Here is a 21,680-nt window from a genome sequence, read left to right as displayed (position 1 = left end):
CGGCGCCCCGAGGTGTCGTCCCGCGCCCCCGCGGAGACAATGGGAGACTCCCCCGGCGGTGAGGTGGTGTCCCCATGCCGGCATGGCACCTGCGCGACTATCACGACGACGATCTCGACCAGGCCATCCAGATCTGGGACCAGTCCCGGCGGGCCGACGAGGACCCGGTGTTCCCGGTGTCCGAGGTGATGGCCGCGGCGAAGGCCGGGCAGACGGCGGTGGTCGCCGTGGTCGGGGACGAACTGGTGGGGATGGCCGTGGCCCAGGCCCAGGGCAAGCGGGGCTGGATCCTGCTGATGGCGCTCGCCGCCCGCTGGCGCGAGCGCGGGATCGGCAGCGCCCTGCTCGCCGAGCTGGAGCGGCGGCTGCGGGCGCTGGGGGTCCGGCACATCAGCGCGCTGCTGCCCTCGGGCGCCGCCGGTTCGAAGGCGCTGACGAACACCGGCTACCGGTGCCGCGACGACCTCGCCTACTTCGAGAAGCTCGAGCCGCTCGGCGCCGCCAACGCGGATGTCCTCGCGGCGCTCGGCGGGCGGATGCTGCCCGCGGGGCTGTGGGACGCCATGGCGGGCATGGAACGGGAGAAGCAGGTCGTGGAGCGCCGGGTGGTGCTGCCGCTGACGGAGCCGGCGCTGGCCGACCGCTACGGCGTCGTGCCGCCCAAGTCGGTCATCCTGTTCGGGCCGCCCGGCACCGGCAAGACCAGTTTCGCCAAGGCGGTCGCCTCCCGGCTCGGCTGGCCGTTCGTGGAGCTGTTCCCGTCCCGGCTCGCCGCCGACACCAGCGAGGGGCTGGCCACGGCGCTGCGGGAGGCCTTCGCGGACCTGGCGGAGCTGGACTCGGTGGTGCTGTTCATCGACGAGGTGGAGGAGATCGCCGCCGCGCGCTCCGGCAAGGCGGTCGATCCCGGCCACGGGGTGACCAACGAACTCCTCAAGCTGATCCCCGTGTTCCGCGAGCCCGACGCCCGGCTGCTGGTGTGCGCGACCAATTCCGTACGGTCCCTCGACGCCGCCTTCCTGCGGCCGGGGCGGTTCGACTACGTCATCCCCATCGGCCCGCCGGACGCGACCGCCCGCGCGGCGATCTGGACCCGTTACCTCAGGGACGCGAGCGACTCGGTCGACCTCGGCCGGCTGGTCGCCGCCACCGAGCTGTTCACCCCGGCCGACATCGAGTTCGCCGCCCGCAAGGGGGCGCAGTCGGCCTTCGAGCGCGAGGTCGCCGAGCGCCGGGGCCGCCCGGCCGGCACCGAGGACTACATGGCCGCGGTCTCCGACACCCGCCCGACCCTCACGCCCCGGGCGATCGAGGAATTCCACGAGGACATCGACACGTACACCCGGCTCTGAGCCGCCGCCCCGACGCACGCGCACCCGGCCGCGCGCCGCAAAAGCGGCGGGCGACCGGGTGCGCGGACGGCCGTGCGCGGACGGGCGGGTGCGCGTACGGCCGGACTCCCGGCTCAGATCGTGGCGGTGTCGATCACGAAGCGGTAGCGGACGTCGCTCGACAGCACCCGCTCGTACGCGTCGTTGATCTCGGACGCGCCGATGAGTTCGATCTCGGCGCCCAGGCCGTGCGCGGCGCAGAAGTCCAGCATCTCCTGGGTCTCCGGGATGCCGCCGATGCTGGAGCTGCTGACGCTGCGGCGGTTGCCGAAGAGGGACTGGAGGACGATCTGGACCGGCTCCTCGGGCAGGCCCACGTTCACCATGGCGCCGTCCGTGCGCAGCAGGGACAGGAACGCGGCGAAGTCGAGCGGGGCCGAGACCGTGTTGAGGATCAGGTCGAAGGTGCCCTTGAGGTCCTCGAAGGTCTTCGGGTCGCTGGTGGCGTGGTAGTGGTCGGCGCCCAGCCGCAGACCGTCGTCCTTCTTGCGCAGCGACTGGGACAGGACGGTCACCTCGGCGCCGAGGGCGTGGGCGATCTTGACGCCCACGTGGCCGAGTCCGCCGAAGCCGACGACGGCGACCTTCTTGCCGGGGCCGGCGTTCCAGTGCTTCAGCGGGGAGTAGGTGGTGATACCGGCGCACAGCAGCGGCGCGGCCACGTCGAGGGCGAGCCCGTCGGGGATGCGGACGACGTAGTTCTCGTCCACGACGATCTTCTGCGAGTAGCCGCCGTAGGTGGGCCGGCCGTCCTTGCCGATGCCGTTGTAGGTCATGGTCGGACGCTGGTCGCAGTACTGCTGGAGGCCGGCCTTGCAGTTGTCGCACTCCCGGCAGGAGTCGACCATGCAGCCGACGCCCACGCGGTCGCCGACGGCGTACTTCGTCACGCCGGAGCCGACCTCGGAGACGACTCCGGCGATCTCGTGGCCCGGCACCATCGGGAAGATGGCCTTGCCCCAGCCCTCGCGGACCTGGTGGATGTCGGAGTGGCAGATGCCGGCGAACTTGATGTCGATCAGTACGTCGAACTCGCCGACCGCCCGTCGCTCGATGGTGGTCCGCTCCAGGGGGGCCTTGGGGGCGGGCGCGGCGTACGCGGCAACACTGGTCATGTCGGGGTTCTCCCTCACAGGATCTGGCAGGCGCCGGCTGTCTTTCCACCGAGCGCACCACCCAGCGTGCCCCGTCCGGCCCGCGTCACCCAGCCCACGCCTTTGCGTACGACCGCCGTGCCTACCACTGGCGGGATCAGGCTGACACGCCCACGACCGGCGGCCCCACCGGATACTGGTGGTATGGACGAACAGCCGGAAGCAGCCGTCGCCGGCCCGCCCCTGGACCGGCGGGCCGAGCTCAGCGAGTTCCTGCGCAGCCGGCGGGCCCGGCTGAAGCCGGAGGACGTGGGGCTGCCGGACTTCGGCCGGCACCGCCGGGTGCCGGGACTGCGCCGGGAGGAACTGGCGCAGCTGGCCGGGGTGTCGGTGGCGTACTACACGCGCCTGGAGCAGGGCAACGGCCGCAACGTCTCGGCGGAGGTCCTGGACTCCATCGCCCGTGCCCTGCGCCTCACCGACGCGGAGCACGCGCACCTGACGCACCTGGCCAAGCCGAAGTCGCACAAGAAGAAGCCCGCGGCCCGCCAGCAGCACGTGCGCCCGGCGCTGCGGCAGCTGCTGGACACGATGGAGGGCGTACCGGCGTACGTCGTGGGCCGGCGCTCGGAGATCCTCGCCTGGAACCGGATGGCGGCCGCGGTCTTCGGGGACTGGGACGACCTGCCGGCGGCCGAGCGCAACTGGGCGCGGCTGGTGTTCCTGCGGCCCGAGTACCGGGAGCTGTTCGTCGACTGGGAGCAGAAGGCGATCGACATCGTCTGCGCCCTGCGCATGGACGCGGGCTGCTGGCCGGACGACCCGCGCCTGTCCGCCCTGGTGGGCGAACTCTCCGTGAAGAGCGAGGAGTTCCGCCGGCTGTGGGCCACGCACGACGTCAAGGAGAAGAGCCACGGCGTCAAGCGGCTGCACCATCCGCTGGTGGGCGACCTGGCCCTGAACTTCGAGTCCTTCCGGCTGTCGGACGGCACCGACCAGTCCCTGCTCGTCTATCACGCGGAACCCGGCTCCCCGTCCGCCGAGTCCCTGCGTCTGCTGGCCAGTTGGGGCGCGGACGCCACCCGGGCGGGGGCGTCCGCGCAGCCCCTCAGGCCCCGGCGTTCTCCTTCACCGTGATCTTGCCCTTGCGGATGGTGACCAGCCGGGGGGCCTTCTTCGCGAGGGCGGAGTCGTGGGTGACCATGACGAAGGTCAGCCCGTGCTCCTGCCACAGGCGTTCGAGTACGTCCATGATCTCGTCGCGCATGCCCTCGTCGAGGTTGCCGGTCGGCTCGTCGGCGAGCAGTACCTTGGGCCTCTTCACCAGCGCGCGGGCGATGGCGACGCGCTGCTGCTGACCGCCGGACATCTCCGAGGGGAGGTGGGTGAGGCGTTCGCCGAGTCCCACGGAGTGCAGTGCGTCGGCGGCCAGTTCGCGCCGTTCCTTCGCCTTGACGCCGAGGGGGACGAGGGCGGTCTCCACGTTCTCCTGGGCGGTGAGGGTGGGGATGAGGTTGAAGGACTGGAAGACGAAGCCGATGTTCTCGCTGCGGACCCGGGTCAGCCGGGCCTCGCCGAGCGTGGCCAGGTCCGTGCCGTCGAGGACGACCTGACCGGAGGTGGGGCGGTCCAGGCCGCCGAGCATCTGGAGGAGGGTGGACTTGCCGCCGCCGGTGGGGCCCTGGATGACGAGGCGGTCGCCGTCGCCGATGGTCAGGTCGACGCCGTCGAGGGCGTGGACGGTCTCCTTGCCCCGGGTGTAGCGCTTGGTGACGTTCTTGAGGTCGTACATGGTGGCTCCTGGGAAGGTTGGGGGTGGGTGCGCCGCGGGGCGGTTACTCCACCCGCCTCAGGGCGTCCGCCGGTCGCAGCCGTGACGCGCGCCAGCCGCCGAACGCCCCCGCGATCAGGCCGCCCGCCACCGCGAGGCACACCGCCAGGACGATGGTCGTCACGCTCACCGGGGCCGTGAGGGCGATCTCCAGGGACTTCGCCGCCTGCCGGCCGGGGCCGCCGAAGCCCGCGCCACCGCCGCCGAAGGCGCCGCCGCCGGGCCGCTCACCGCCGAAGCCGCCTCCGGTCGCGCCCAGTTGGGCGGAGAGGGTGGGGCTGATCGCGGTGACGACGTAGGCGCCCGCGAGGCCCAGGGCGATGCCGAGGACGCCGCCCACCAGGCCGTTGACGACGGCCTCGCCGACCACCTGCCGGGTGACCCGGCCGGACTTCCAGCCCAGCGCCTTCAGGGTGCCGAACTCGCGGACCCGGCGGGAGACCGCGGACGAGGTGAGCAGCCCGGCGACCAGGAACGCGGCGACGAGCACGGCGATCGACAGCCACTTGCCGACGTTGGTGGCGAGCGAGGAGGCGGTGGACAGGGAGCCCGAGACCGTCTTGGCGAGGTCGGAGGAGGTGGTGACCGTCGTACCGGAGACGTTCTTCTGGATGGCGCTCTTGACGGTGTCGATGCGCTGGGAGTCGGTCGCCCTGACGTAGATCGTGGTGACCTTGTCCTTCTCGCCCGCGAGGGTCTGCGCCTGCTTCAGCGGGATGTACAGGTTGGCCGCGGAGTCGCCGCTGTCCGCGGTGGCGATGCCGATCACCTTGTACGCGGTGCCCTTGATGGTGACGGTGGAGCCGACCTCGTACTTCTTCTCCTTGGCGTAGGCCGAGTCGGCCACGGCCACCTTGGCGTCGGTCTCGGTGGTCTTGAAGCCGCGGCCGCTGGTGATCTTCGAGGAGGTCAGCGGGCCGAGCCCGGTCCGGGTGACGTCGGTGCCGTAGACCGAGTACTGGTTGATGCCGAAGTCGGCGCCGCCGCCCTTGACTTCGCCCTGCGGGCCGCCGGAGGCACCGCCGCGCCGGAATCCTCCCGCGCCGCCGCCCTGCTGGAACTGGCCGCGGGTGAAGGTGCCGCTGACCTTGACCACGGAGAGGTTCAGCCCGCCAGCCGCCGCTGCCACGCCCTGCTGGCCCGCGACCTTGTCGACGGTGGAGGAGGCGAGGGTGGTGTAGCCCTGCACCCGGACCCGGTCGCTGCTCTGCGTCGTCTTGTCGCCCTCGCCGCGCGCGCCGAACTGGAAGCGGGGCTGCTGGGAGCCGGCGGCCGCGGGCGTGGCCGCCTTGGTGACCGTCATGTCCGTACCGAGGCCGTAGAGCGACTGCAGGACCTTGTCCTGGGCCTTGCCCATGCCGTTGGCCACGGAGTTGACCACGATGACCAGCGCGATGCCCAGCGCGAGGCCGGAGGCGACGACGAGCGCCGCCTTCCTGCGGCGACGCAGTTCGCGTCTCAGGTAGGTGAAGAACATGGCGGCACGTTAGGAGCGCAGCGTGACGGCACCGTGAGGCCGTCATAAGAGGGCGATGAGAAGGCCCCAAAACGGCGAGTGCCGCCCCCGAGGGGACGGCACGGGCACGGGGGTGAGGGGGGCTCAGACGGCCGAACCGGCCTTCCACTGGGCCCAGTCCATGTTCCAGCCGTTGAGGCCGTTGTCCGGGGAGACGGTCTTGTCGCCGGTGTGCTGGATGACCACGACGTCACCGATCAGCGAGTGGTTGTAGAACCAGGCGGCCGGGGTGCTCGGGTCGCCGGCGCCCTTGACGTCCCGCAGGCCGACGCAGCCGTGGCTGGTGTTGACGCTGCCGAACACCGAGGGGGCGCCCCAGTAGTTGCCGTGGATGAAGGTGCCGGAGGTGGTCAGGCGCATGGCGTGCGGCACGTCCTTGATGTCGTACTCGCCCTTGCCGTCGTCGTCGGTGAAGCCGACCGTCGCGCCGTTCATGCGGGTCTGCTTGAACTTCTCCGAGATCACCATCTGCCCCTCGTAGGTGGTGTGCTCGGGGGAGCCGGCGGAGATCGGGATGGTCTTGACGACCTTGCCGTCCTGCGTGACCTTCATCTGGTGGGTCTGCGCGTCGACGTAGGAGACCTGGTTGCGGCCGATGTGGAAGGTGACCGTCTTCTGCTGGACGCCGTAGACGCCGTTCGCACCCTGGACGCCGTCGAGGGCGAGCTTCAGGGTGACGGTGGAGCCTTCCTTCCAGTAGTCCTGGGGGCGGCAGTCCATGCGGTTGGCGTTGAACCAGTGGCAGGCGACCTCCTGGCCGCTGCTGGAGCTGACCGTGATGCCCTTCTGCACGGCCGCCTTGTTGGTGATCGCCTTGTCGAAGTTGATCGAGACCGGCATGCCCACGCCGACGGTCGAGCCGTTGTCCGGGGTGAAGGAGCCGATGAAGCTGTTGGTCGGGGAGACGGTGGTGAAGGACGCGTTCTCGTGGGCTATGCGGCCCTGGGAGTCCTTGGCCTCCGCGGCGATCTTGTAGGTGGTGGAGCGCTCCAGCTGGACGGTCGGCTTCCAGCTGGTCTTGTCCGCGGACAGCTGGCCGGCGACGCTCTTTCCGTCCTCGGTGGTCATGGTGACCGTGGTGAGCGTGCCCTTGCTGACCGTGACGGTGCCGGAGTTGTTGATCGACGCGTTGTTCGAGCCGTCCTTCGGCGTGACCGCGATCTGTGCCTCCGACGACTTCTTGGCCGCCGCCGCGTCCGCCTGTGCCTGCGATGATTCGCCGTTGCCGTGGGCCGAGGCCTTGTCCCCTCCGGAACAGGCCGAGAGCATCAGCACACCACCGAGCAGAGCGGACGCGGCCACCAGGCCCTTGCGCCGCTTACCGTCCGTCATCACAAACTTCTCCATCGTTGCCGAGTCGCAGATAACCCCGAGAGTTCCCCGTGAGAACCTTCAACGCTACGGCCGGTTCGTCCCGTTCCGGATCCACCGGAGTGTGGGGCACACCACCCCGCCGGGCGGTTGGCGGTTCGCCGCCGGGCGATGCGTGGTGCGTGGCCGTTCCGTGCGCCCCCCGAGACGGCGAAACCCCGGACGGCGGTTGCCGTCCGGGGTCATGAGTGCCCCGGGACGTTCAGCCGATGCCGTCCTCTTCTTCGTCGTCGTGCCCATCATCCCCGTCCATGTCCCATTCGGGCGAGTCAGGGTCGTAGTCGATCCGCTCACTCGACCAGGAGGCCTGCTGGAGCTCCACCCCCGGCACCTCGCTGACCAGGTCGAACGGATCCACGAGATACGCCAGCGCCTCCGCGGTGTCTTCCGTCACAGCGCTCTCGGCCTGGCCGCGCTCGGCCTCCGGCAGCTCCGGGTCGGCGGCGATCCGGCGCAGCGCGGCCTTGGCCACCTCGTCCTCGTCGCGCACCTCGACCACCAGCTCCACGCGAAGCCGCACAAAACGTGATGTCTCTTCGTCGTTCATGGCGCGAGCGTACGGCCGAAACCTCCCGTGACTTTCCCGTGACCCGCGCCTTTCACTAACATCGCTCCACACGGCCAATTCGCCAGCGTCACAAGGGGATCGATATTCCGTGTCATCCGCTCGCCGCCCGTTGCTGACCGCCACCGCCGCGGGCACCCTGCTCTGCGCCCTGTGGTTCGTCCCGTCCGCGAACGCGTCCCAGGAAACCCCGGCGAGAGACACGGTGGCCGGCTCCGTCCCGGCCCTCTCCGCGCCGGTCGCCGAGCAGGCCAAGGCGGTCTCGGCGGACACCGCGCGGACCGGCACCGGGGCGGCGGACGGCACCGCCCAACTCGCCGACACCGGCAGCCCGGACACCACGCCCTACGTCGTCGGCGGCACCCTGTTCCTCGCCCTGGGCGCCGGGTTCGTGGTGTATTCGGTGCGCCGCGAACGCCTGGGTTTTTAATCTCCCTTGACTGATCTTTCACAGTGATTACATAGTTCGCCCATGAAGAGATCATCGGGCGTGCGACTGTGCGCCGCCGTCGCTGTGAGCGCGCTGTCGTTCGCCCTTGTCACGGGCTGTTCCGGGGAGTCTTCGGACAGTTCCTCGGACGCCAAGGGCAAGAGCCCCGAAAAGGCGTTGAGCGCCGCCGAGTTGAAGAAGCTGGTCGTCACCGGGGACGAGCTGCCCGGGTTCGACGTCGGGCCGGTCAAGCAGGCCGAGGCCAAGCGGGTCACCACCGACAACGCGGACTGCCGTCCGCTGACGCAGGTGCTCAGCGGGCTCCCGCCCGTCGACGCGCAGGCCAGCACCGACCGGCTCGCCACCGAGAAGGCGCAGAAGCAGCCCGCGAGCAAGCCGACGTCCCTGGACGACCTGGACGGGGACAAGTTCGAGGGCGCGCTGCAGAAGTCCCTGGACCGGGACGTCACCACGGTGACGCTCGCCTCGTACGACGGTGACGGCGCCGAGCAGGCCCTGAAGGCGGTGTCGGCCGCGGTGAAGGCGTGCGCGGGCGGCTTCGTCGGCCAACAGGCGGGCAGCAAGGTGAACTTCACCAAGGTGACCGAGGAGAAGGCCGCGGGCGGCGGCGACGGCTCGGTGGCGTTCGCCGCGTTCAGCAAGACCGACGGGGAGACGGCCCCGGTCTACGGCGAGGTCGACCGGCACGGCACCACCCTGTCCGGCTACTTCACGGTGAACCTGGGCTCGATGATGGCCGAGAAGGCGTACGCGGTGACGCCGGCCGTGGTGAAGGCCCAGGAGGCCAAGCTCAAGTGACGTAGAAGAAAAGGGGCCCTGTCCGGCGACAGGGCCCCTTTTCTTCTGCACGGCTCGCCGTGCGCGGCCTACCGCAGCGGGCCGGTGACCGTCTCCGCGGCCGCGACCAGGTGACCGCCGCGCACGAAGGCGTCGGCCGCGGCCAGGTCGGGGGCGAGGAAGCGGTCCGGGCCGGGGCCCTGGACACCGGCGGCGCGGGCGGCCTCGATCACGGCCCGGGAGGCGGGCGCGGGGCTCAGGCCCTCGCGCAGTTCCAGGGCGCGGGTGGCCGCGTACAGCTCGACGGCGATGATCCGGGTGAGGTTGTCCACGGCGGTGCGCAGCTTGCGCGCGGCCGACCAGCCCATGGAGACGTGGTCCTCCTGCATCGCGGAGGACGGGATGGAGTCGGCCGAGGCCGGGACGGCGAGCCGCTTCATCTCGCTGACCAGGGCGGCCTGCGTGTACTGGGCGATCATCAGGCCGGAGTCCACGCCGGCGTCGTCGGCGAGGAACGGCGGCAGGCCGTGGCTGCGGTTCTTGTCCAGCAGCCGGTCGGTGCGCCGCTCGGCGATGGAGCCGAGGTCGGCGGCGGCGATCGCGAGGAAGTCGAGGACGTAGGCGACCGGGGCGCCGTGGAAGTTGCCGTTGGACTCCACCCGCCCGTCGGGCAGCACCACCGGGTTGTCCACGGCGGAGGCCAGCTCGCGCTCGGCGACCAGGCGGGCGTGCGCCATGGTGTCCCGGCCGGCGCCCGCGACCTGCGGGGCGCAGCGCACCGAGTAGGCGTCCTGGACGCGCGGGGCGTCGTCCTGGTGGTGCCCGGTGAGCTGGGAACCCTTCAGCACGGCGAGCATGTTGGCGGCGGAGTCGCCCTGGCCCGGGTGCGGGCGGATGGCGTGCAGCTCGGGCGCGAGCACCTTGTCGGTGCCGAGCAGCGCCTCCAGGGTGAGGGCGGCGGTGATGTCGGCGGACTTGAAGAGAGTGTCCAGGTCGGCGAGGGCCATGACCAGCATGCCGAGCATGCCGTCGGTGCCGTTGAGGAGGGCGAGCCCCTCCTTCTCGCGCAGCTCGACCGGCTGGATCCCGTGCGCGGCGAGCAGCTCGCCGGCGGGCCGTACGACCCCGTCGGGACCCTCGGCCTCGCCCTCCCCCATCAGGGTCAGCGCGCAGTGCGACAGCGGGGCGAGGTCGCCGGAGCAGCCGAGGGAGCCGTACTCGTGCACGACCGGGGTGATCCCGGCGTTGAGCACGTCGGCCATGGTCTGCGCGACCTCGGGGCGCACGCCGGTGTGCCCGGAGCAGACGGTCTTCAGCCGCAGGAACATCAGGGCCCGGACCACTTCGCGCTCCACGCGCGGGCCCATGCCGGCGGCGTGCGAGCGGACGATGTTGCGCTGCAGCTGGGCACGGAGTTCCGGGCTGATGTGCCGGGTCGCCAGGGCGCCGAAGCCGGTGGAGACGCCGTAGACCGGGTCCGGCTTGGCCGCCAGCGCGTCCACGATCTCGCGGGCCGCGGCCAGGGCGGCCACCGCCTCCTCCGACAGCTCGATGCGGGCAGCGCCGCGCGCCACGGCGAGAACGTCGGACGCCGAGACACCGGACGTCCCCACCACCACAGTGTGCATATCCATATTCAGGAGCGTACGCATTGAATGCAGTGATGTCACTAGTGGGGACGGGGAGCGCCCCTTACGGGACGGTGTGGCCTTCGCCTCACGGGGTCACGCCCTGACGGGACCGGGGACCGAGGGTCCGCGGCCGACGGATCGGGGACCGGCGGTCACGGCCGGCGGCCGCGGAAGCGGCGGCGTTCGGCGCGGGAGGGCGGCGGCTCGTCGGCGAGGCGTACGACCGGATCGTCCGGCCCCTCCCGGCCGGCCACCACGGGACGGTCCGCGCGCATGGCCTTGGCCCGGTACTGGGCGGCGTCCGCGAGCCGGAAGAGCCGCCGGGCGTCGTCCACCGGGCCGATCGGGTCCTCGGTGGAGGCGACCCCGCAGGCCACCCCCTCCCCCAGCTCCAGCACGCCCGCCCGGCGGCACAGCTCGTCCGCCGCCTTGACCACCTCGTCGGCGGGCGGGCCGACGGCGAGCAGGCAGAACTCGTCCCCGCCGAGCCGCGCGGCGAGCGCGCCCGGCACCATCGCCCCGCACAGCGACAGCACCGACCCGAAGCGCTCCAGGAGACGGTCGCCGACCGCGTGCCCCTGGGTGTCGTTGACCCGCTTGAGCCCGTTGAGGTCGCAGACCACGAGGCTGACGACGGCACCGTCCGCGCGGTGCCGCTCGATCGCCTCCTCCAGATGGACGTCGACGGCCCGGCGGTTGGCGAGACCGGTGAGGGAGTCGGTGAAGGCGAGCCTGCGGGCCTCCTCCAGCTGCTCGGTCTGCGCGAGCCCGGCGGCGACGACCGCGGCGAGCACGGTGGCGAAGTCCGCGTCGGCGCGGCCGAAGACCGGAGCCCCGATGGCGCGGGCGACGTACACCTCCCCCCAGGCCCTGCCGTGCAGCACGACGGGGGCGACGACACAGCAGCCGCGGCCGCGGCGGCGCAGGGCGGCGACGCGCTGGTGGAAGTAGCCGGGGGTGCCGGCGGCGGTGCCCTCGGCGGTCTCCACCCAGGCGTTGGGGCCACCGCCGCCGGCCCAGCGCTCGTGCAGGAACTCGGTGATCTCCGGGAACTGGTGCACCGGGTAGGCCTCGGCCTCCGGGAACTCCTGCTCGTCCGGGCGCCGGTCCCCGACGTTCACCAGCACCCGCAGCCGGCCCAGCTCCCGCTCCCACACCGACAGCGCGGCGAAGCTGCCGTCCAGCGCGCGGCAGGCGCCGAGGGCGGCGGCCTCCCACGAGTCCCGGGGGGTGTGCGCCGCGGCCATCCCCTGGGCCAGCGCCACCACTGCGGCGAGCCGCTTGTCGTCAGCCATTACTCCAGGCTAGGGAGGATTTGGGGGGTTTGTGACGTTGGCGGGCGGCGCGGGTGAGCGGTGACCCCGGGCGGCTACTCGCCCGGCCACTCGGGCTTGCGCTTCTCGTTGAACGCGGCGACCCCCTCCGCCCGGTCCCCCGAGAACGCCACCGACCGCCAGGCCGCGTCCTCCACCTCCAGCCCCGTCCGCAGGTCCAGGCCGTGCCCCAGCCGCAGCGCCCGCTTCGCCGCCCGCAGCCCCACCGGGGAGTTCGCCGCGATCCGCGCGCCGAGCGCCAGCGCCTCGTCCCGGTCCCGTCCCTCCTCGACGACCTGGTCCACCAGTCCCAGCTCACCGGCCTCCGCGGCCTCCAGCCGCCGCGCCGAGAAGATCAGCTCGGCCGCCCTGGCCGCCCCGACCCGCCGCGGCAGCAGCTGCGTACCCCCACCGCCGGGGATCACGCCCACGGACACCTCCGGCAGCCCGACCACGGCCGTGCGGTCGGCCACGATCAGGTCGCAGGAGAGCGCCAGCTCGAACCCGCCGCCCAGCGCGAACCCGTGCACCGCCGCGATCGTCGGCATCGGCAGCTCCAGCACCCCGGTGTACGCGCCCCGCGCCACCGGCCGCTGCCGCATCAGGTCGGCGTCGGTGAAGGAGTTCCGTTCCTTGAGGTCCGCGCCGACGCAGAAGGCCCGCTCGTGCGACGAGGTCAGGACGACCACGCGCGCGTCCCGGTCCGCCCCCAGCGCCGTGCACGCGGCCGCGATCGAGCGGGCCATCTCCGTGGAGACGGCGTTCATCGCCTTGGGCCGGTCCAGCACCAGCTCCGCGACGTACCCGTGCCGCCGTACCAGCACGAACTCCCCGAACCGCGCCTCGCTCATCGCATCCTCCGGTACACCTGTTAACGCGGGTTAACCCACTGTCGGCCCGATCATCGCAGCCGCACCCGATCACAGGAAACCCCACACCGCTACGCCCGTTCGAGTGACATCACGGCCGTCTCCCCCCACATCACCCACAGGAGCGCATAGCGTGCGCTGCGCGGTGGGGGGAGAGAGCACATGCGAGCGACGCGTACTCCGATACGGACGACGACGGCACCGGCGGAGCCGGGCGGCCGGTTCAGCGGCTTCCGGCGCGGCCGGCACCGCAGGCCGCGCCGCCGCAAGGCCCTGCTCGCCGTCGGCGGCCTCGTCCTCGCGGCGGCGGTCCTGAGCCTGGTCCGCATGTCCCCGGAGTCCGGCGTCGGCGCCCCGGGCACCGCGGCGGCCGAACCCCGGCTCGGCCCGGGCGTCACCCCCGGCACCACTGCGGGCCCCACCCTCAGGGGTGGTTCCACCGCCACCACCGCGACCCGCACCGCAGGCCCCGACGCACTCGCCCCTGCGGCCTCCGTCCCGCGCGGACCGGGCACCGCACCGGCCCCCGCCGGCTCCACGCGGGCGCCCGCCGCGCCGGGCCGTTCGGCGGCGCCGCCCCGGACGGTCACCACCGCGCCGAGCGCCCCGGCCCGGCCGACGGCCCCGGCCTCCACCGCCTCCGCCCCGCCCGCCTCGCACCCCGCTCCGCCGCCGAAGCCCACGCCCACGCCCGACCCCGGGCAGAGCGCACCGGCGCCGGGCCCCGGCGGGCTGTGCCTGCCGGTGATCGGCCTCTGCGTGGACGTGACGGGGCCCCACTGGGGCTGACGGCTACGGCTGCCGGCCGTCCCGGCGGGCGAGCAGCCACGGCTCGACCACGCCGAGCCCGCGCACGGGCCGCTGCCACATCGGCTGGAGCGCGAAGCGGTACGACGGCGGTTCCTCGCCCTCCTTCTCGGCGGCCGCCGCGGCCTCGGCCGCCTCCGCCTCCGAGGCGGGTGCCTCGCGGGTGCGGATCAGCTCCTCGGCGAACGCGCTGTCCACCAGCACGGCGTCCCGCGGGGCGATCGAGGTCAGCCGGGAGGCGAGGTTCACCGTCGTGCCGAAGACATCGCCCATCCGGGTGGTCACGGTGCCGAAGGCCATGCCGACGCGCAGCTCGGGCATGGTCTCGTCGTTGGCCAGCGTCTCCACCAGACGCAGCGCGATGTCCGCGGCCGTGCCCGCGTCGTCCGCCGCGTAGAGCACCTCGTCGCCGAGGGTCTTGATGAGCCGGCCGCCGCGCGCGGCCACCAGGTCGGCGGCGGTGGTCTCGAAGGCCTCGACGAGTTCGCCGAGTTCCTCCTCCTCCATGCGCCGGGTCAGCCGGGTGAACCCGACGAGGTCGGCGAAGCCGACGGCCAGGCGCCGGTCGACCATCTCCTCGTCGTCGGCGGCCTGGACGACCCGGCCGGTGGCGGCGGCGAGCTGCCGACGCCAGACGTAGACCAGGAACTCCTCCAGCTCCGGCAGCAGCAGCTCGACCAGGGGGTACGTCACCTCGGTGCGGGTCATGCCGGGCTCGGGGGGCTCGGTCAGGCCCTCCAGGAAGGAATCGATCTGCCACTCCGCCAACCGGGCGGTGGTCTGGCCGGTCGAGCGGGCCACCTGCACCGCCATGGCCTCGCTGAGCAGGCCCGCCTCCACCAGACCGGCGAGCCGGCGCAGGGCGAGCACGTCCGCCTCGGTGAGGGCCTTGGCCTGGCCTATGTCCGCGAAGCCCATCGCCCGCCAGAACCGGGACGCCAGCTCCATGGAGACGCCTGCGCTGCGGGCGGCCTGGAAAGGGGTGTAGCGGCGCTCGGCGCCCAGGATGAGCTGTTCGAGACGGAGCGCGAGCGGATCCTCGCCGGAGTCGGCGGCGCTGGGGTCCGTCCGGCCTTGCTCGCCGGGGCCCGTGTCGTCGACGGTCACGCCTGCTGCCCTTCCGATCTGCCGCGGTCAGGTATCGACCGGCCTCAACTCTACGGCAGGTGTGCGCCAGCTCACTCCGTTGGGTTCGGCCGACGTCCACTCGCCCCGCACCGGCAGGTCCCCGCGCCCGAGTCCCCCGGAGGCCCGCCCTCAGCTTGCGGCCCCCGGCCGCCGCACGCACCCGCGGGCCGCGCCCGCCCGGCCCGGCCACGTGCCTCCGCGCCCCTTACGGGACGCCGGGGCCCGTGGTCCCGGCGAGGTGCGGTGGCCGTCCCCCGCCAGTGGTCACGCCGGGCGCAGATGGACGATGTCTCCCGCGCCCACCGGTTCCTGGACGCCCTCCGCCGTGGCGATGACCAGGCGGCCGTCGCCGTCCACGGCCACCGCCTCGCCGACGAGGTCGCGGTCGCCCGGCAGCTGTGCCCGCACGGTGCGGCCCAGCGTCGCGCAGCCCGCCGCGTAGGCCTCCTGGAGGCCGCACGCGGCGGGGTCGCCGTCCGCCGCGCGCCAGCGGCCGTACCAGGTCTCCAGGGAGCGCAGCACGGCCCGCAGCAGCGGGTCGCGGTCCGTGTTCACGGCGCCCGCCAGCAGCAGCGAACCCGCGGCCGGGACCGGCAGTTCGTCCGCCCGCAGCGAGACGTTGAGGCCGAAGCCGATCACCACGCCGTCGTCGCCGGCCCGTTCGAGGAGGATGCCCCCGGCCTTGCGCTCCTCGCCGTCCACGGTCACCAGCAGGTCGTTCGGCCACTTCAGCGCCGTGTCCACGCCCGCCGCCCGCGCCAGCCCCGTGGCCACCGCGACCCCGGTGAGCAGCGGCAGCCAGCCCCAGCGCGCGACCGGCACCCCGGCGGGCCGCAGCAGCACGGAGACGAAGAGGCCGGAGCGCGGCGGCGCCGACCACCGGCGGTCCAGGCGGCCCTTGCCGGTCGTCTGCTCCTCCGCCACCAGCACCGCGCCCTCCGGCACCGGTCCGGCCGCGACCCGGGCCACCAGGTCGTCGTTGGTGGAACCGGTGCGCTGCACCACGTCGAGCCCGGACCACAGGCCGCCCTCGCGCACCAGGGCCCGGCGCAGGGCGGTCGCGTTCAGCGGGGGGCGGTCCAGATCGGACCAGCGGCCGCGGTTGTCGTCTGCTGCATCTCGGGGCGTCATGCAAGCCACCCTAGGTGTGGCAAACGACGCAGTGCTGATCGGTAGGCCCAGCACTACTCTACGAACGAGTAACCGTCCCCCCTTTTGAGCAGGCAGGGAGCCGCATCCCGATGTCCGAGCCGGAAGAGCGTCAAGAGATCCAAGGGATCGACATTCACACGACCGCGGGCAAGCTCGCGGATCTCCAGCGGCGCATCCACGAGGCGACGCACGCCGGTTCGGAGCGCGCCGTCGAGAAGCAGCACGCCAAGGGCAAGCTGACGGCCCGTGAGCGCATCGAACTGCTCCTGGACGAGGGGTCCTTCGTCGAGCTGGACGAGTTCGCCCAGCACCGCTCCACCAACTTCGGGCTGGAGCGGAACCGGCCGTACGGAGACGGCGTCGTCACCGGCTACGGCACCGTCGACGGCCGTCCGGTCGCCGTCTTCTCCCAGGACTTCACCGTCTTCGGCGGTGCCCTCGGCGAGGTCTACGGCCAGAAGATCGCCAAGGTGATGGACTTCGCCCTGAAGACCGGCTGCCCGGTCATCGGGATCAACGACTCCGGCGGCGCCCGGATCCAGGAGGGCGTCGCCTCGCTCGGCGCGTACGGCGAGATCTTCCGCCGCAACACCCACGCCTCCGGCGTCATCCCGCAGATCAGCCTGGTCGTCGGCCCGTGCGCGGGCGGCGCGGTGTACTCGCCTGCCATCACCGACTTCACGGTGATGGTCGACCAGACCTCGCACATGTTCATCACCGGCCCGGACGTCATCAAGACCGTCACCGGCGAGGACGTCGGCTTCGAGGAGCTGGGCGGCGCCCGCACCCACAACGCCGTCTCCGGCGTGGCCCACCACATGGCCGGGGACGAGAAGGACGCCGTCGAGTACATCAAGCAGCTGCTGTCCTACCTGCCGTCCAACAACCTCTCCGAGCCCCCGGTGTTCCCGGAGGAGGCGGACCTCTCCCTCAGCGACGAGGACCGCGAGCTGGACACCCTCGTCCCGGACAGCGCCAACCAGCCGTACGACATCCGCACGGTGGTCGAACACGTCGTGGACGACGGCGAGTTCTTCGAGACGCAGGCCCTGTTCGCGCCGAACATCGTCACCGGCTTCGGCCGGGTCGAGGGCCACCCGGTGGGCGTCGTCGCCAACCAGCCGATGCAGTTCGCGGGCTGCCTCGACATCGACGCCTCCGAGAAGGCCGCCCGCTTCGTGCGCACCTGCGACGCCTTCAACGTCCCCGTGCTGACCTTCGTGGACGTGCCCGGCTTCCTGCCCGGCGTCGGCCAGGAGCACGAGGGCATCATCCGGCGCGGCGCCAAGCTGATCTACGCCTACGCCGAGGCCACCGTCCCGCTGATCACCGTGATCACCCGCAAGGCCTTCGGCGGCGCCTACGACGTCATGGGCTCCAAGCACCTGGGCGCCGACCTCAACCTGGCCTGGCCGACCGCCCAGATCGCCGTCATGGGCGCCCAGGGCGCGGTCAACATCCTGCACCGGCGCACCCTCGCCGAGGCGGCCGCGAGCGGCGAGGACGTGGAGGCCGTACGGGCCCGGCTGATCCAGGAGTACGAGGACACCCTCCTCAACCCCTACGTGGCGGCCGAGCGCGGTTACGTCGACGCGGTGATCATGCCGTCCGACACCCGCGCCCACATCGTCAGGGGCCTGCGTCAGCTGCGCACCAAGCGGGAATCACTGCCCCCGAAGAAGCACGGCAACATCCCCCTCTAGGCCCGCCGACCGACAGGAGCCGACATGACGATCAAGGTCGTACGAGGCAATCCGACCCCCGAGGAGCTGGCCGCCGCCCTGGCGGTGGTCCGGGCCCGCGCCGCGGCGGCAGCGGTGGCGCCGTCCGGCGCGCCGGGGCCGCGGGACGCGTGGGCGGACCCGTCGCGGATCGCCGCCGCGCGGGTGCCCCGGCCGGGCCCGGCGTCCTGGACCCGCACCTACTGGCCCGGCTAGGGAGATCCCCCAGGGGGTCCACCCAGGGGATTCACCAGGGGGACCCCCAAGGGGCGCGCGTACGGGACCGCGCGCCGGGGCGCGACGGCGGGGCCGACTTGAGTACCGGTACTCAGGCGGCCCCCGCCGGCCGGGCCGCACGCTAGGGACATGTTGTGGTCAGACCCGGACGACGAGCCTCCGAAAGAGCTGCGCGACGCGCAGGACATGCTGCGGCGGCTCGGAGTCCTGATGGCCGTCGTCGTCATCCTGGCGATGGCCGTGGCCGGTCTGCGTTAGTCGTGGGCGGCCCGCGCCGTCTCGTCGCCGGGTGAGCCCCGGCGCAACCGGGTGACTAACCTGGCCGCATGACCGCAACGCGCCGCAGGCGACTCGTGCTCGCCTCCCAGTCCCCCGCCCGCCTCGGCCTGCTCCGGCAGGCGGGCTTCGCTCCCGAGGTCGTGGTCAGCGGGGTCGACGAGGACGCCGTCACCGCTCCCACCCCGGCCGAACTGGCCCTCGCCCTGGCCGAGGCGAAGGCCTCCGTCGTGGCGGCGCTGCCCGAGGTGCAGGGCGCCCTCGTGATCGGCTGCGACTCGGTGCTGGAGCTGGACGGGCACGCGCTCGGCAAGCCCGCCGACGCCGAAGAGGCCACCGCCCGCTGGAAGTCGATGCGCGGCCGGGCCGGTGTGCTCCAGACGGGTCACTGCGTCTGGGACACGGAGGCCAAGCGGTACGTGTCGGCGACCGCCTCCACCGTCGTGCGGTTCGGCGAGCCCAGCGACGAGGAGGTCGCCGCGTACGTGGCCACCGGCGAGCCCCTCCACGTCGCCGGGGCGTTCACCCTGGACGGCCGCTCCGCCCCGTTCATCGAGGGCATCGACGGCGACCACGGCAATGTGATCGGCCTCAGCCTGCCCCTGGTGCGCAAGCTCCTCGCCGAACTGGGCGTCGGCATCACGGAGTTGTGGGAACCGGCGAGCTGAACCGGGCGGGGACGGAGTCCTGCGGCTCCTCCCCGTCCCCGTCCTGGGGCTCCTCCGTACGGCCCGCGACGGGTTCCCACGCGGGGGCGGCGGCCGGCCCGTGCCCGGCCCTCGGCTCGCCGCCCGTCCCGCCGTCCCCGCCGGGCACGGACCGCGGCCCGGGGCCGCCGTCGCGGTCGTAGGACACCAGCAGCAGCACGAGGAGCGCGAGCACCACCACCATGACCAGGAAGGCCGTCCAGCCGACCAGGCCCCAGGCGAAGGCGCCCAGCAGACCGTGCACGACGGCCGCGCTGACCAGCACGACCCGGCCGAACCCGGCGGGGGCGCGGTCGCGGACCGCCACCAGCAGGGCGACCAGCGCGCACAGCGCGAAGTAGAGGCCGAAGACGACGCCGCCGATCTTCGAGGACGTCGACATCAGATGCGGGTCCAGGCCGGCCATGGACATCTTCTGCCGCTCCACGACCACGCCGAGGAACCAGTTCAGCGCCGCGACACCGAGCGCCTCCACCAGGAGGACGACGGTCACCACCCACGCCACCGGCCTGCGCACCACCGATCCCCACCCACTCTCGAACCGTTCGGCGTTACCCGCAGTAGTGCGGGACGTCGTGAACGCTACTAACGGGTAAACCAGGGGACAAGGGTTCGCGCGGCAGCAAAGAATCGTTGGGCCATTCGTAGGGACTCGACAAAGAAACCGAGTGGGGCGCGGCACGCCCTTACAGAGACCTTGGCCACATGGGCGGGCTAGGGTTTTCCGAAGGAGTCCTGCGTAGCAAGGTGCGACCGGGACTTTCGCGGGTCGGGCGAGCCCCGCATCACGCTCCGTGTGGGCAAGCTCACCATTGGGGACGGGTCGAAGTGCCGTGTCGGCAGTCCCTAAACTCGGCTTGTTTCAAGGAGGGAGCCTCAATCGTGCGCAAGGTGCTCATCGCCAACCGTGGCGAAATCGCTGTCCGCGTGGCCCGGGCCTGCCGGGACGCCGGGATCGCGAGCGTGGCCGTCTACGCGGACCCGGACCGGGACGCTCTGCATGTCCGCGCCGCGGATGAGGCGTTCGCCCTGGGCGGTGACACTCCGGCGACCAGTTACCTGGACATCGACAAGGTCCTGAACGCCGCCCGCGAATCCGGCGCGGACGCCATCCATCCGGGTTACGGCTTCCTCTCGGAGAACGCCGAGTTCGCGCAGGCCGTGATCGACGCCGGCCTGAACTGGATCGGCCCGCCGCCGCAGGCCATCCGCGACCTGGGCGACAAGGTGGCGGCCCGGCACATCGCCCAGCGCGCCGGCGCCCCGCTGGTGGCCGGCACGCCCGACCCGGTCAGCGGCGCCGACGAGGTCGTGGCCTTCGCCGAGGAGCACGGCCTGCCGATCGCCATCAAGGCCGCCTTCGGTGGCGGTGGCCGCGGTCTGAAGGTCGCCCGCACCCTCGAAGAGGTGCCCGAGCTGTACGACTCGGCGGTGCGCGAGGCGGTCGCCGCCTTCGGCCGCGGCGAGTGCTTCGTGGAGCGCTACCTGGACCGTCCGCGGCACGTGGAGACCCAGTGCCTGGCCGACAAGCACGGCAACGTGGTCGTCGTCTCCACCCGTGACTGCTCCCTCCAGCGCCGCCACCAGAAGCTCGTGGAGGAGGCCCCGGCGCCGTTCCTGTCCGACGAGCAGCTCGCCGAGCTGTACCGCGCCTCCAAGGCCATCCTCAAGGAGGCCCGCTACGAGGGCGCGGGCACCTGTGAGTTCCTGGTCGGCCAGGACGGCACGATCTCCTTCCTGGAGGTCAACACCCGGCTCCAGGTCGAGCACCCGGTGACCGAGGAGGTCGCCGGCATCGACCTGGTCCGCGAGATGTTCCGCATCGCCGACGGCGAGGAACTGGGCTACGGCGACCCGGAGCTGCGCGGCCACTCCTTCGAGTTCCGCATCAACGGCGAGGACCCGGGCCGCAACTTCCTGCCCGCCCCCGGTACGGTCACCACGTTCGCCCCGCCGTCCGGTCCCGGTGTCCGCCTGGACGCCGGTGTCGAGTCCGGCTCGGTCATCGGCCCGGCGTGGGACTCGCTGCTGGCCAAGCTGGTCGTCACCGGCCGCACCCGCAAGGAGGCCCTGGAGCGGGCCGCGCGGGCGCTGGACGAGTTCCAGGTCGAGGGCATGGCGACCGCGATCCCCTTCCACCGCGTCGTGGTCAGGGACCCGGCCTTCGCCCCCGAACTGACCGGTTCCACCGAGCCGTTCAAGGTCCACACCCGCTGGATCGAGACCGAGTTCGTCAACGAGATCAAGCCCTTCGCCGCGCCGGCCGACGCCGAGGCGGAGGAGGACGCGGGCCGCGAGACCGTCGTCGTCGAGGTCGGCGGCAAGCGCCTGGAGGTCTCCCTCCCGTCGTCGCTGGGCATGTCCCTGGCCCGCACCGGCCTCGCCGCCGGTGCCAAGCCGAAGCGCCGCGCCGCCAAGAAGTCCGGCCCCGTGGCCTCCGGTGACACCCTCGCCTCCCCGATGCAGGGCACCATCGTCAAGATCGCCGTGGAGGAGGGCCAGGAGGTCAAGGAGGGCGACCTGGTCGTCGTCCTGGAGGCCATGAAGATGGAGCAGCCGCTCAACGCCCACAAGGCCGGCACCATCAAGGGCCTCACCGCGGAGGTGGGCGCGTCCATCACCTCGGGCGCGGCGATCTGCGAGATCAAGGACTGATCCCGGCTTCCGTCGCAACGCACCGGCCCCCGGCTCTTCGCCGGGGGCCGGTGGTGTTTTGGGGGCGCGTCGCGGGGGCTGGGTGGGTGCGGGGGGCTGGGCGCGATTCCGAGGGCCTTGGGCGGGTGGCACGGCGCTGGGAAGCACCGGGGCGTGCCGACGCCGTGCCGGCGCACCATGGGCCGCCG

Annotated in this window: 21 protein-coding genes; 10 read left to right on the top strand and 11 right to left on the bottom strand. The window is 72.5% G+C overall.

What is annotated here, in order from left to right; genetic code table 11:
- The first annotated feature begins 74 nt into the window (after window positions 1-74).
- Entirely contained in the window at window positions 75-1,352 is a 1,278-nt protein-coding gene (locus BLW85_RS24375; protein WP_070026136.1) for an ATP-binding protein, read from the top strand.
- Between the two features lie 113 nt (window positions 1,353-1,465).
- On the opposite strand, the gene BLW85_RS24370 is transcribed toward BLW85_RS24375, so the two are convergent.
- A complete protein-coding gene (locus BLW85_RS24370; protein ID WP_074993106.1) occupies window positions 1,466-2,506 on the bottom strand; it encodes an NAD(P)-dependent alcohol dehydrogenase in 1,041 nt (346 codons plus the stop codon).
- A 183-nt stretch (window positions 2,507-2,689) separates the two neighbouring features.
- Here BLW85_RS24370 and BLW85_RS24365 point away from each other — a divergent pair, with 183 nt between their 5' ends.
- Window positions 2,690-3,622 carry a helix-turn-helix transcriptional regulator gene (locus BLW85_RS24365; RefSeq protein WP_074993105.1) on the top strand — a complete coding sequence of 311 codons (933 nt, stop codon included), beginning with the start codon at window positions 2,690-2,692 and terminating at the stop codon, window positions 3,620-3,622.
- Here the strand turns inward: BLW85_RS24365 and BLW85_RS24360 are convergent.
- The 4 genes from BLW85_RS24360 to BLW85_RS24345 form a co-directional block, all read right to left on the bottom strand.
- Entirely contained in the window at window positions 3,594-4,277 is a 684-nt protein-coding gene (locus BLW85_RS24360; RefSeq protein WP_074993104.1) for an ABC transporter ATP-binding protein, read from the bottom strand. The two genes, BLW85_RS24365 and BLW85_RS24360, sit on opposite strands and share 29 nt — an antisense overlap.
- Before the next feature lie 43 nt (window positions 4,278-4,320).
- Window positions 4,321-5,793 (bottom strand): ABC transporter permease, encoded by a 1,473-nt coding sequence (locus BLW85_RS24355; RefSeq protein ID WP_074993103.1) that lies wholly within the window; start codon window positions 5,791-5,793, stop codon window positions 4,321-4,323.
- A 123-nt stretch (window positions 5,794-5,916) separates the two neighbouring features.
- Window positions 5,917-7,164 carry a L,D-transpeptidase gene (locus BLW85_RS24350; RefSeq protein WP_070026141.1) on the bottom strand — a complete coding sequence of 416 codons (1,248 nt, stop codon included), beginning with the start codon at window positions 7,162-7,164 and terminating at the stop codon, window positions 5,917-5,919.
- 241 nt (window positions 7,165-7,405) lie between these two features.
- On the bottom strand, window positions 7,406-7,750 hold the full coding sequence (locus tag BLW85_RS24345; RefSeq protein WP_177330034.1) for a hypothetical protein: 345 nt from the start codon (window positions 7,748-7,750) through the stop codon (window positions 7,406-7,408).
- A 109-nt stretch (window positions 7,751-7,859) separates the two neighbouring features.
- On the opposite strand from BLW85_RS24345, the gene BLW85_RS24340 reads away from it, so the two are divergent.
- Together BLW85_RS24340 and BLW85_RS24335 are read left to right on the top strand one after the other, a co-directional pair.
- On the top strand, window positions 7,860-8,198 hold the full coding sequence (locus BLW85_RS24340) for an LAETG motif-containing sortase-dependent surface protein (protein ID WP_074993102.1): 339 nt from the start codon (window positions 7,860-7,862) through the stop codon (window positions 8,196-8,198).
- Window positions 8,199-8,240: 42 nt separating this feature from the next.
- On the top strand, window positions 8,241-9,017 hold the full coding sequence (locus BLW85_RS24335; protein WP_239697781.1) for a hypothetical protein: 777 nt from the start codon (window positions 8,241-8,243) through the stop codon (window positions 9,015-9,017).
- Window positions 9,018-9,085: 68 nt separating this feature from the next.
- On the opposite strand, the gene hutH is transcribed toward BLW85_RS24335, so the two are convergent.
- The 3 genes from hutH to BLW85_RS24320 all read right to left on the bottom strand — a co-directional run bounded on the left by hutH (window position 9,086) and on the right by BLW85_RS24320 (window position 12,791).
- Window positions 9,086-10,624 (bottom strand): histidine ammonia-lyase, encoded by a 1,539-nt coding sequence (hutH, locus tag BLW85_RS24330; RefSeq protein WP_070026145.1) that lies wholly within the window; start codon window positions 10,622-10,624, stop codon window positions 9,086-9,088.
- Window positions 10,625-10,779: 155 nt separating this feature from the next.
- Window positions 10,780-11,922 carry a GGDEF domain-containing protein gene (locus tag BLW85_RS24325; protein ID WP_074993101.1) on the bottom strand — a complete coding sequence of 381 codons (1,143 nt, stop codon included), beginning with the start codon at window positions 11,920-11,922 and terminating at the stop codon, window positions 10,780-10,782.
- Between the two features lie 74 nt (window positions 11,923-11,996).
- A complete protein-coding gene (locus BLW85_RS24320; protein WP_074993100.1) occupies window positions 11,997-12,791 on the bottom strand; it encodes an enoyl-CoA hydratase/isomerase family protein in 795 nt (264 codons plus the stop codon).
- A gap of 180 nt (window positions 12,792-12,971) precedes the next feature.
- Between BLW85_RS24320 and BLW85_RS24315 the strand changes: the two genes are divergently transcribed.
- On the top strand, window positions 12,972-13,598 hold the full coding sequence (locus BLW85_RS24315) for a hypothetical protein (RefSeq protein ID WP_244174908.1): 627 nt from the start codon (window positions 12,972-12,974) through the stop codon (window positions 13,596-13,598).
- A gap of 3 nt (window positions 13,599-13,601) precedes the next feature.
- Here BLW85_RS24315 and BLW85_RS24310 read toward each other — a convergent pair whose 3' ends face one another.
- Together BLW85_RS24310 and BLW85_RS24305 are read right to left on the bottom strand one after the other, a co-directional pair.
- Window positions 13,602-14,723 (bottom strand): adenylate/guanylate cyclase domain-containing protein, encoded by a 1,122-nt coding sequence (locus BLW85_RS24310; protein WP_070026148.1) that lies wholly within the window; start codon window positions 14,721-14,723, stop codon window positions 13,602-13,604.
- A gap of 285 nt (window positions 14,724-15,008) precedes the next feature.
- The gene (locus tag BLW85_RS24305; protein WP_070026149.1) at window positions 15,009-15,875 is read right to left on the bottom strand and encodes a biotin--[acetyl-CoA-carboxylase] ligase; all 867 of its coding nucleotides are present in this window, start codon (window positions 15,873-15,875) and stop codon (window positions 15,009-15,011) included.
- Between the two features lie 110 nt (window positions 15,876-15,985).
- Here BLW85_RS24305 and BLW85_RS24300 point away from each other — a divergent pair, with 110 nt between their 5' ends.
- From BLW85_RS24300 to BLW85_RS24290, 4 genes are all read left to right on the top strand, one after another.
- Window positions 15,986-17,599, top strand: a complete 1,614-nt coding sequence (locus BLW85_RS24300) for an acyl-CoA carboxylase subunit beta (RefSeq protein ID WP_070026150.1) — start codon at window positions 15,986-15,988, stop codon at window positions 17,597-17,599.
- Between the two features lie 24 nt (window positions 17,600-17,623).
- Entirely contained in the window at window positions 17,624-17,833 is a 210-nt protein-coding gene (locus BLW85_RS24295) for an acyl-CoA carboxylase epsilon subunit (protein WP_070026151.1), read from the top strand.
- Window positions 17,834-17,983: 150 nt separating this feature from the next.
- On the top strand, window positions 17,984-18,112 hold the full coding sequence (gene mmpB, locus BLW85_RS40625) for a morphogenic membrane protein MmpB (protein ID WP_257585489.1): 129 nt from the start codon (window positions 17,984-17,986) through the stop codon (window positions 18,110-18,112).
- Window positions 18,113-18,180: 68 nt separating this feature from the next.
- On the top strand, window positions 18,181-18,798 hold the full coding sequence (locus BLW85_RS24290) for a Maf family protein (protein ID WP_107409171.1): 618 nt from the start codon (window positions 18,181-18,183) through the stop codon (window positions 18,796-18,798).
- Here the strand turns inward: BLW85_RS24290 and BLW85_RS24285 are convergent.
- Window positions 18,770-19,357 (bottom strand): hypothetical protein, encoded by a 588-nt coding sequence (locus BLW85_RS24285; protein ID WP_239697779.1) that lies wholly within the window; start codon window positions 19,355-19,357, stop codon window positions 18,770-18,772. The genes BLW85_RS24290 and BLW85_RS24285 overlap by 29 nt on opposite strands.
- Before the next feature lie 362 nt (window positions 19,358-19,719).
- Here BLW85_RS24285 and BLW85_RS24280 point away from each other — a divergent pair, with 362 nt between their 5' ends.
- A complete protein-coding gene (locus BLW85_RS24280; RefSeq protein WP_070026153.1) occupies window positions 19,720-21,492 on the top strand; it encodes an acetyl/propionyl/methylcrotonyl-CoA carboxylase subunit alpha in 1,773 nt (590 codons plus the stop codon).
- Window positions 21,493-21,680 lie beyond the last annotated feature (188 nt).

The sequence above is a fragment of the Streptomyces misionensis genome (genome assembly GCF_900104815.1).
Lineage (GTDB): Bacteria > Actinomycetota > Actinomycetes > Streptomycetales > Streptomycetaceae > Streptomyces > Streptomyces misionensis.
Note: the sequence above shows the minus strand (reverse complement) of the source record. Positions and strands in the feature narration are given on the sequence as shown.

Coding starts and splice junctions, on each gene's coding strand:
- BLW85_RS24325 (WP_074993101.1), bottom strand. CDS start 11,922: ATGGCTGACGACAAGCGGCTCGCCGCAGTGGTGGCGCTGGCCCAGGGG.
- BLW85_RS24355 (WP_074993103.1), bottom strand. CDS start 5,793: ATGTTCTTCACCTACCTGAGACGCGAACTGCGTCGCCGCAGGAAGGCG.
- BLW85_RS24295 (WP_070026151.1), top strand. CDS start 17,624: ATGACGATCAAGGTCGTACGAGGCAATCCGACCCCCGAGGAGCTGGCC.
- BLW85_RS24365 (WP_074993105.1), top strand. CDS start 2,690: ATGGACGAACAGCCGGAAGCAGCCGTCGCCGGCCCGCCCCTGGACCGG.
- BLW85_RS24300 (WP_070026150.1), top strand. CDS start 15,986: ATGTCCGAGCCGGAAGAGCGTCAAGAGATCCAAGGGATCGACATTCAC.
- BLW85_RS24350 (WP_070026141.1), bottom strand. CDS start 7,164: ATGACGGACGGTAAGCGGCGCAAGGGCCTGGTGGCCGCGTCCGCTCTG.
- hutH (WP_070026145.1), bottom strand. CDS start 10,624: ATGCACACTGTGGTGGTGGGGACGTCCGGTGTCTCGGCGTCCGACGTT.
- BLW85_RS24370 (WP_074993106.1), bottom strand. CDS start 2,506: ATGACCAGTGTTGCCGCGTACGCCGCGCCCGCCCCCAAGGCCCCCCTG.
- BLW85_RS24290 (WP_107409171.1), top strand. CDS start 18,181: ATGACCGCAACGCGCCGCAGGCGACTCGTGCTCGCCTCCCAGTCCCCC.
- BLW85_RS24375 (WP_070026136.1), top strand. CDS start 75: ATGCCGGCATGGCACCTGCGCGACTATCACGACGACGATCTCGACCAG.
- mmpB (WP_257585489.1), top strand. CDS start 17,984: ATGTTGTGGTCAGACCCGGACGACGAGCCTCCGAAAGAGCTGCGCGAC.
- BLW85_RS24345 (WP_177330034.1), bottom strand. CDS start 7,750: ATGAACGACGAAGAGACATCACGTTTTGTGCGGCTTCGCGTGGAGCTG.
- BLW85_RS24315 (WP_244174908.1), top strand. CDS start 12,972: ATGCGAGCGACGCGTACTCCGATACGGACGACGACGGCACCGGCGGAG.
- BLW85_RS24360 (WP_074993104.1), bottom strand. CDS start 4,277: ATGTACGACCTCAAGAACGTCACCAAGCGCTACACCCGGGGCAAGGAG.
- BLW85_RS24335 (WP_239697781.1), top strand. CDS start 8,241: ATGAAGAGATCATCGGGCGTGCGACTGTGCGCCGCCGTCGCTGTGAGC.
- BLW85_RS24305 (WP_070026149.1), bottom strand. CDS start 15,875: ATGACGCCCCGAGATGCAGCAGACGACAACCGCGGCCGCTGGTCCGAT.
- BLW85_RS24320 (WP_074993100.1), bottom strand. CDS start 12,791: ATGAGCGAGGCGCGGTTCGGGGAGTTCGTGCTGGTACGGCGGCACGGG.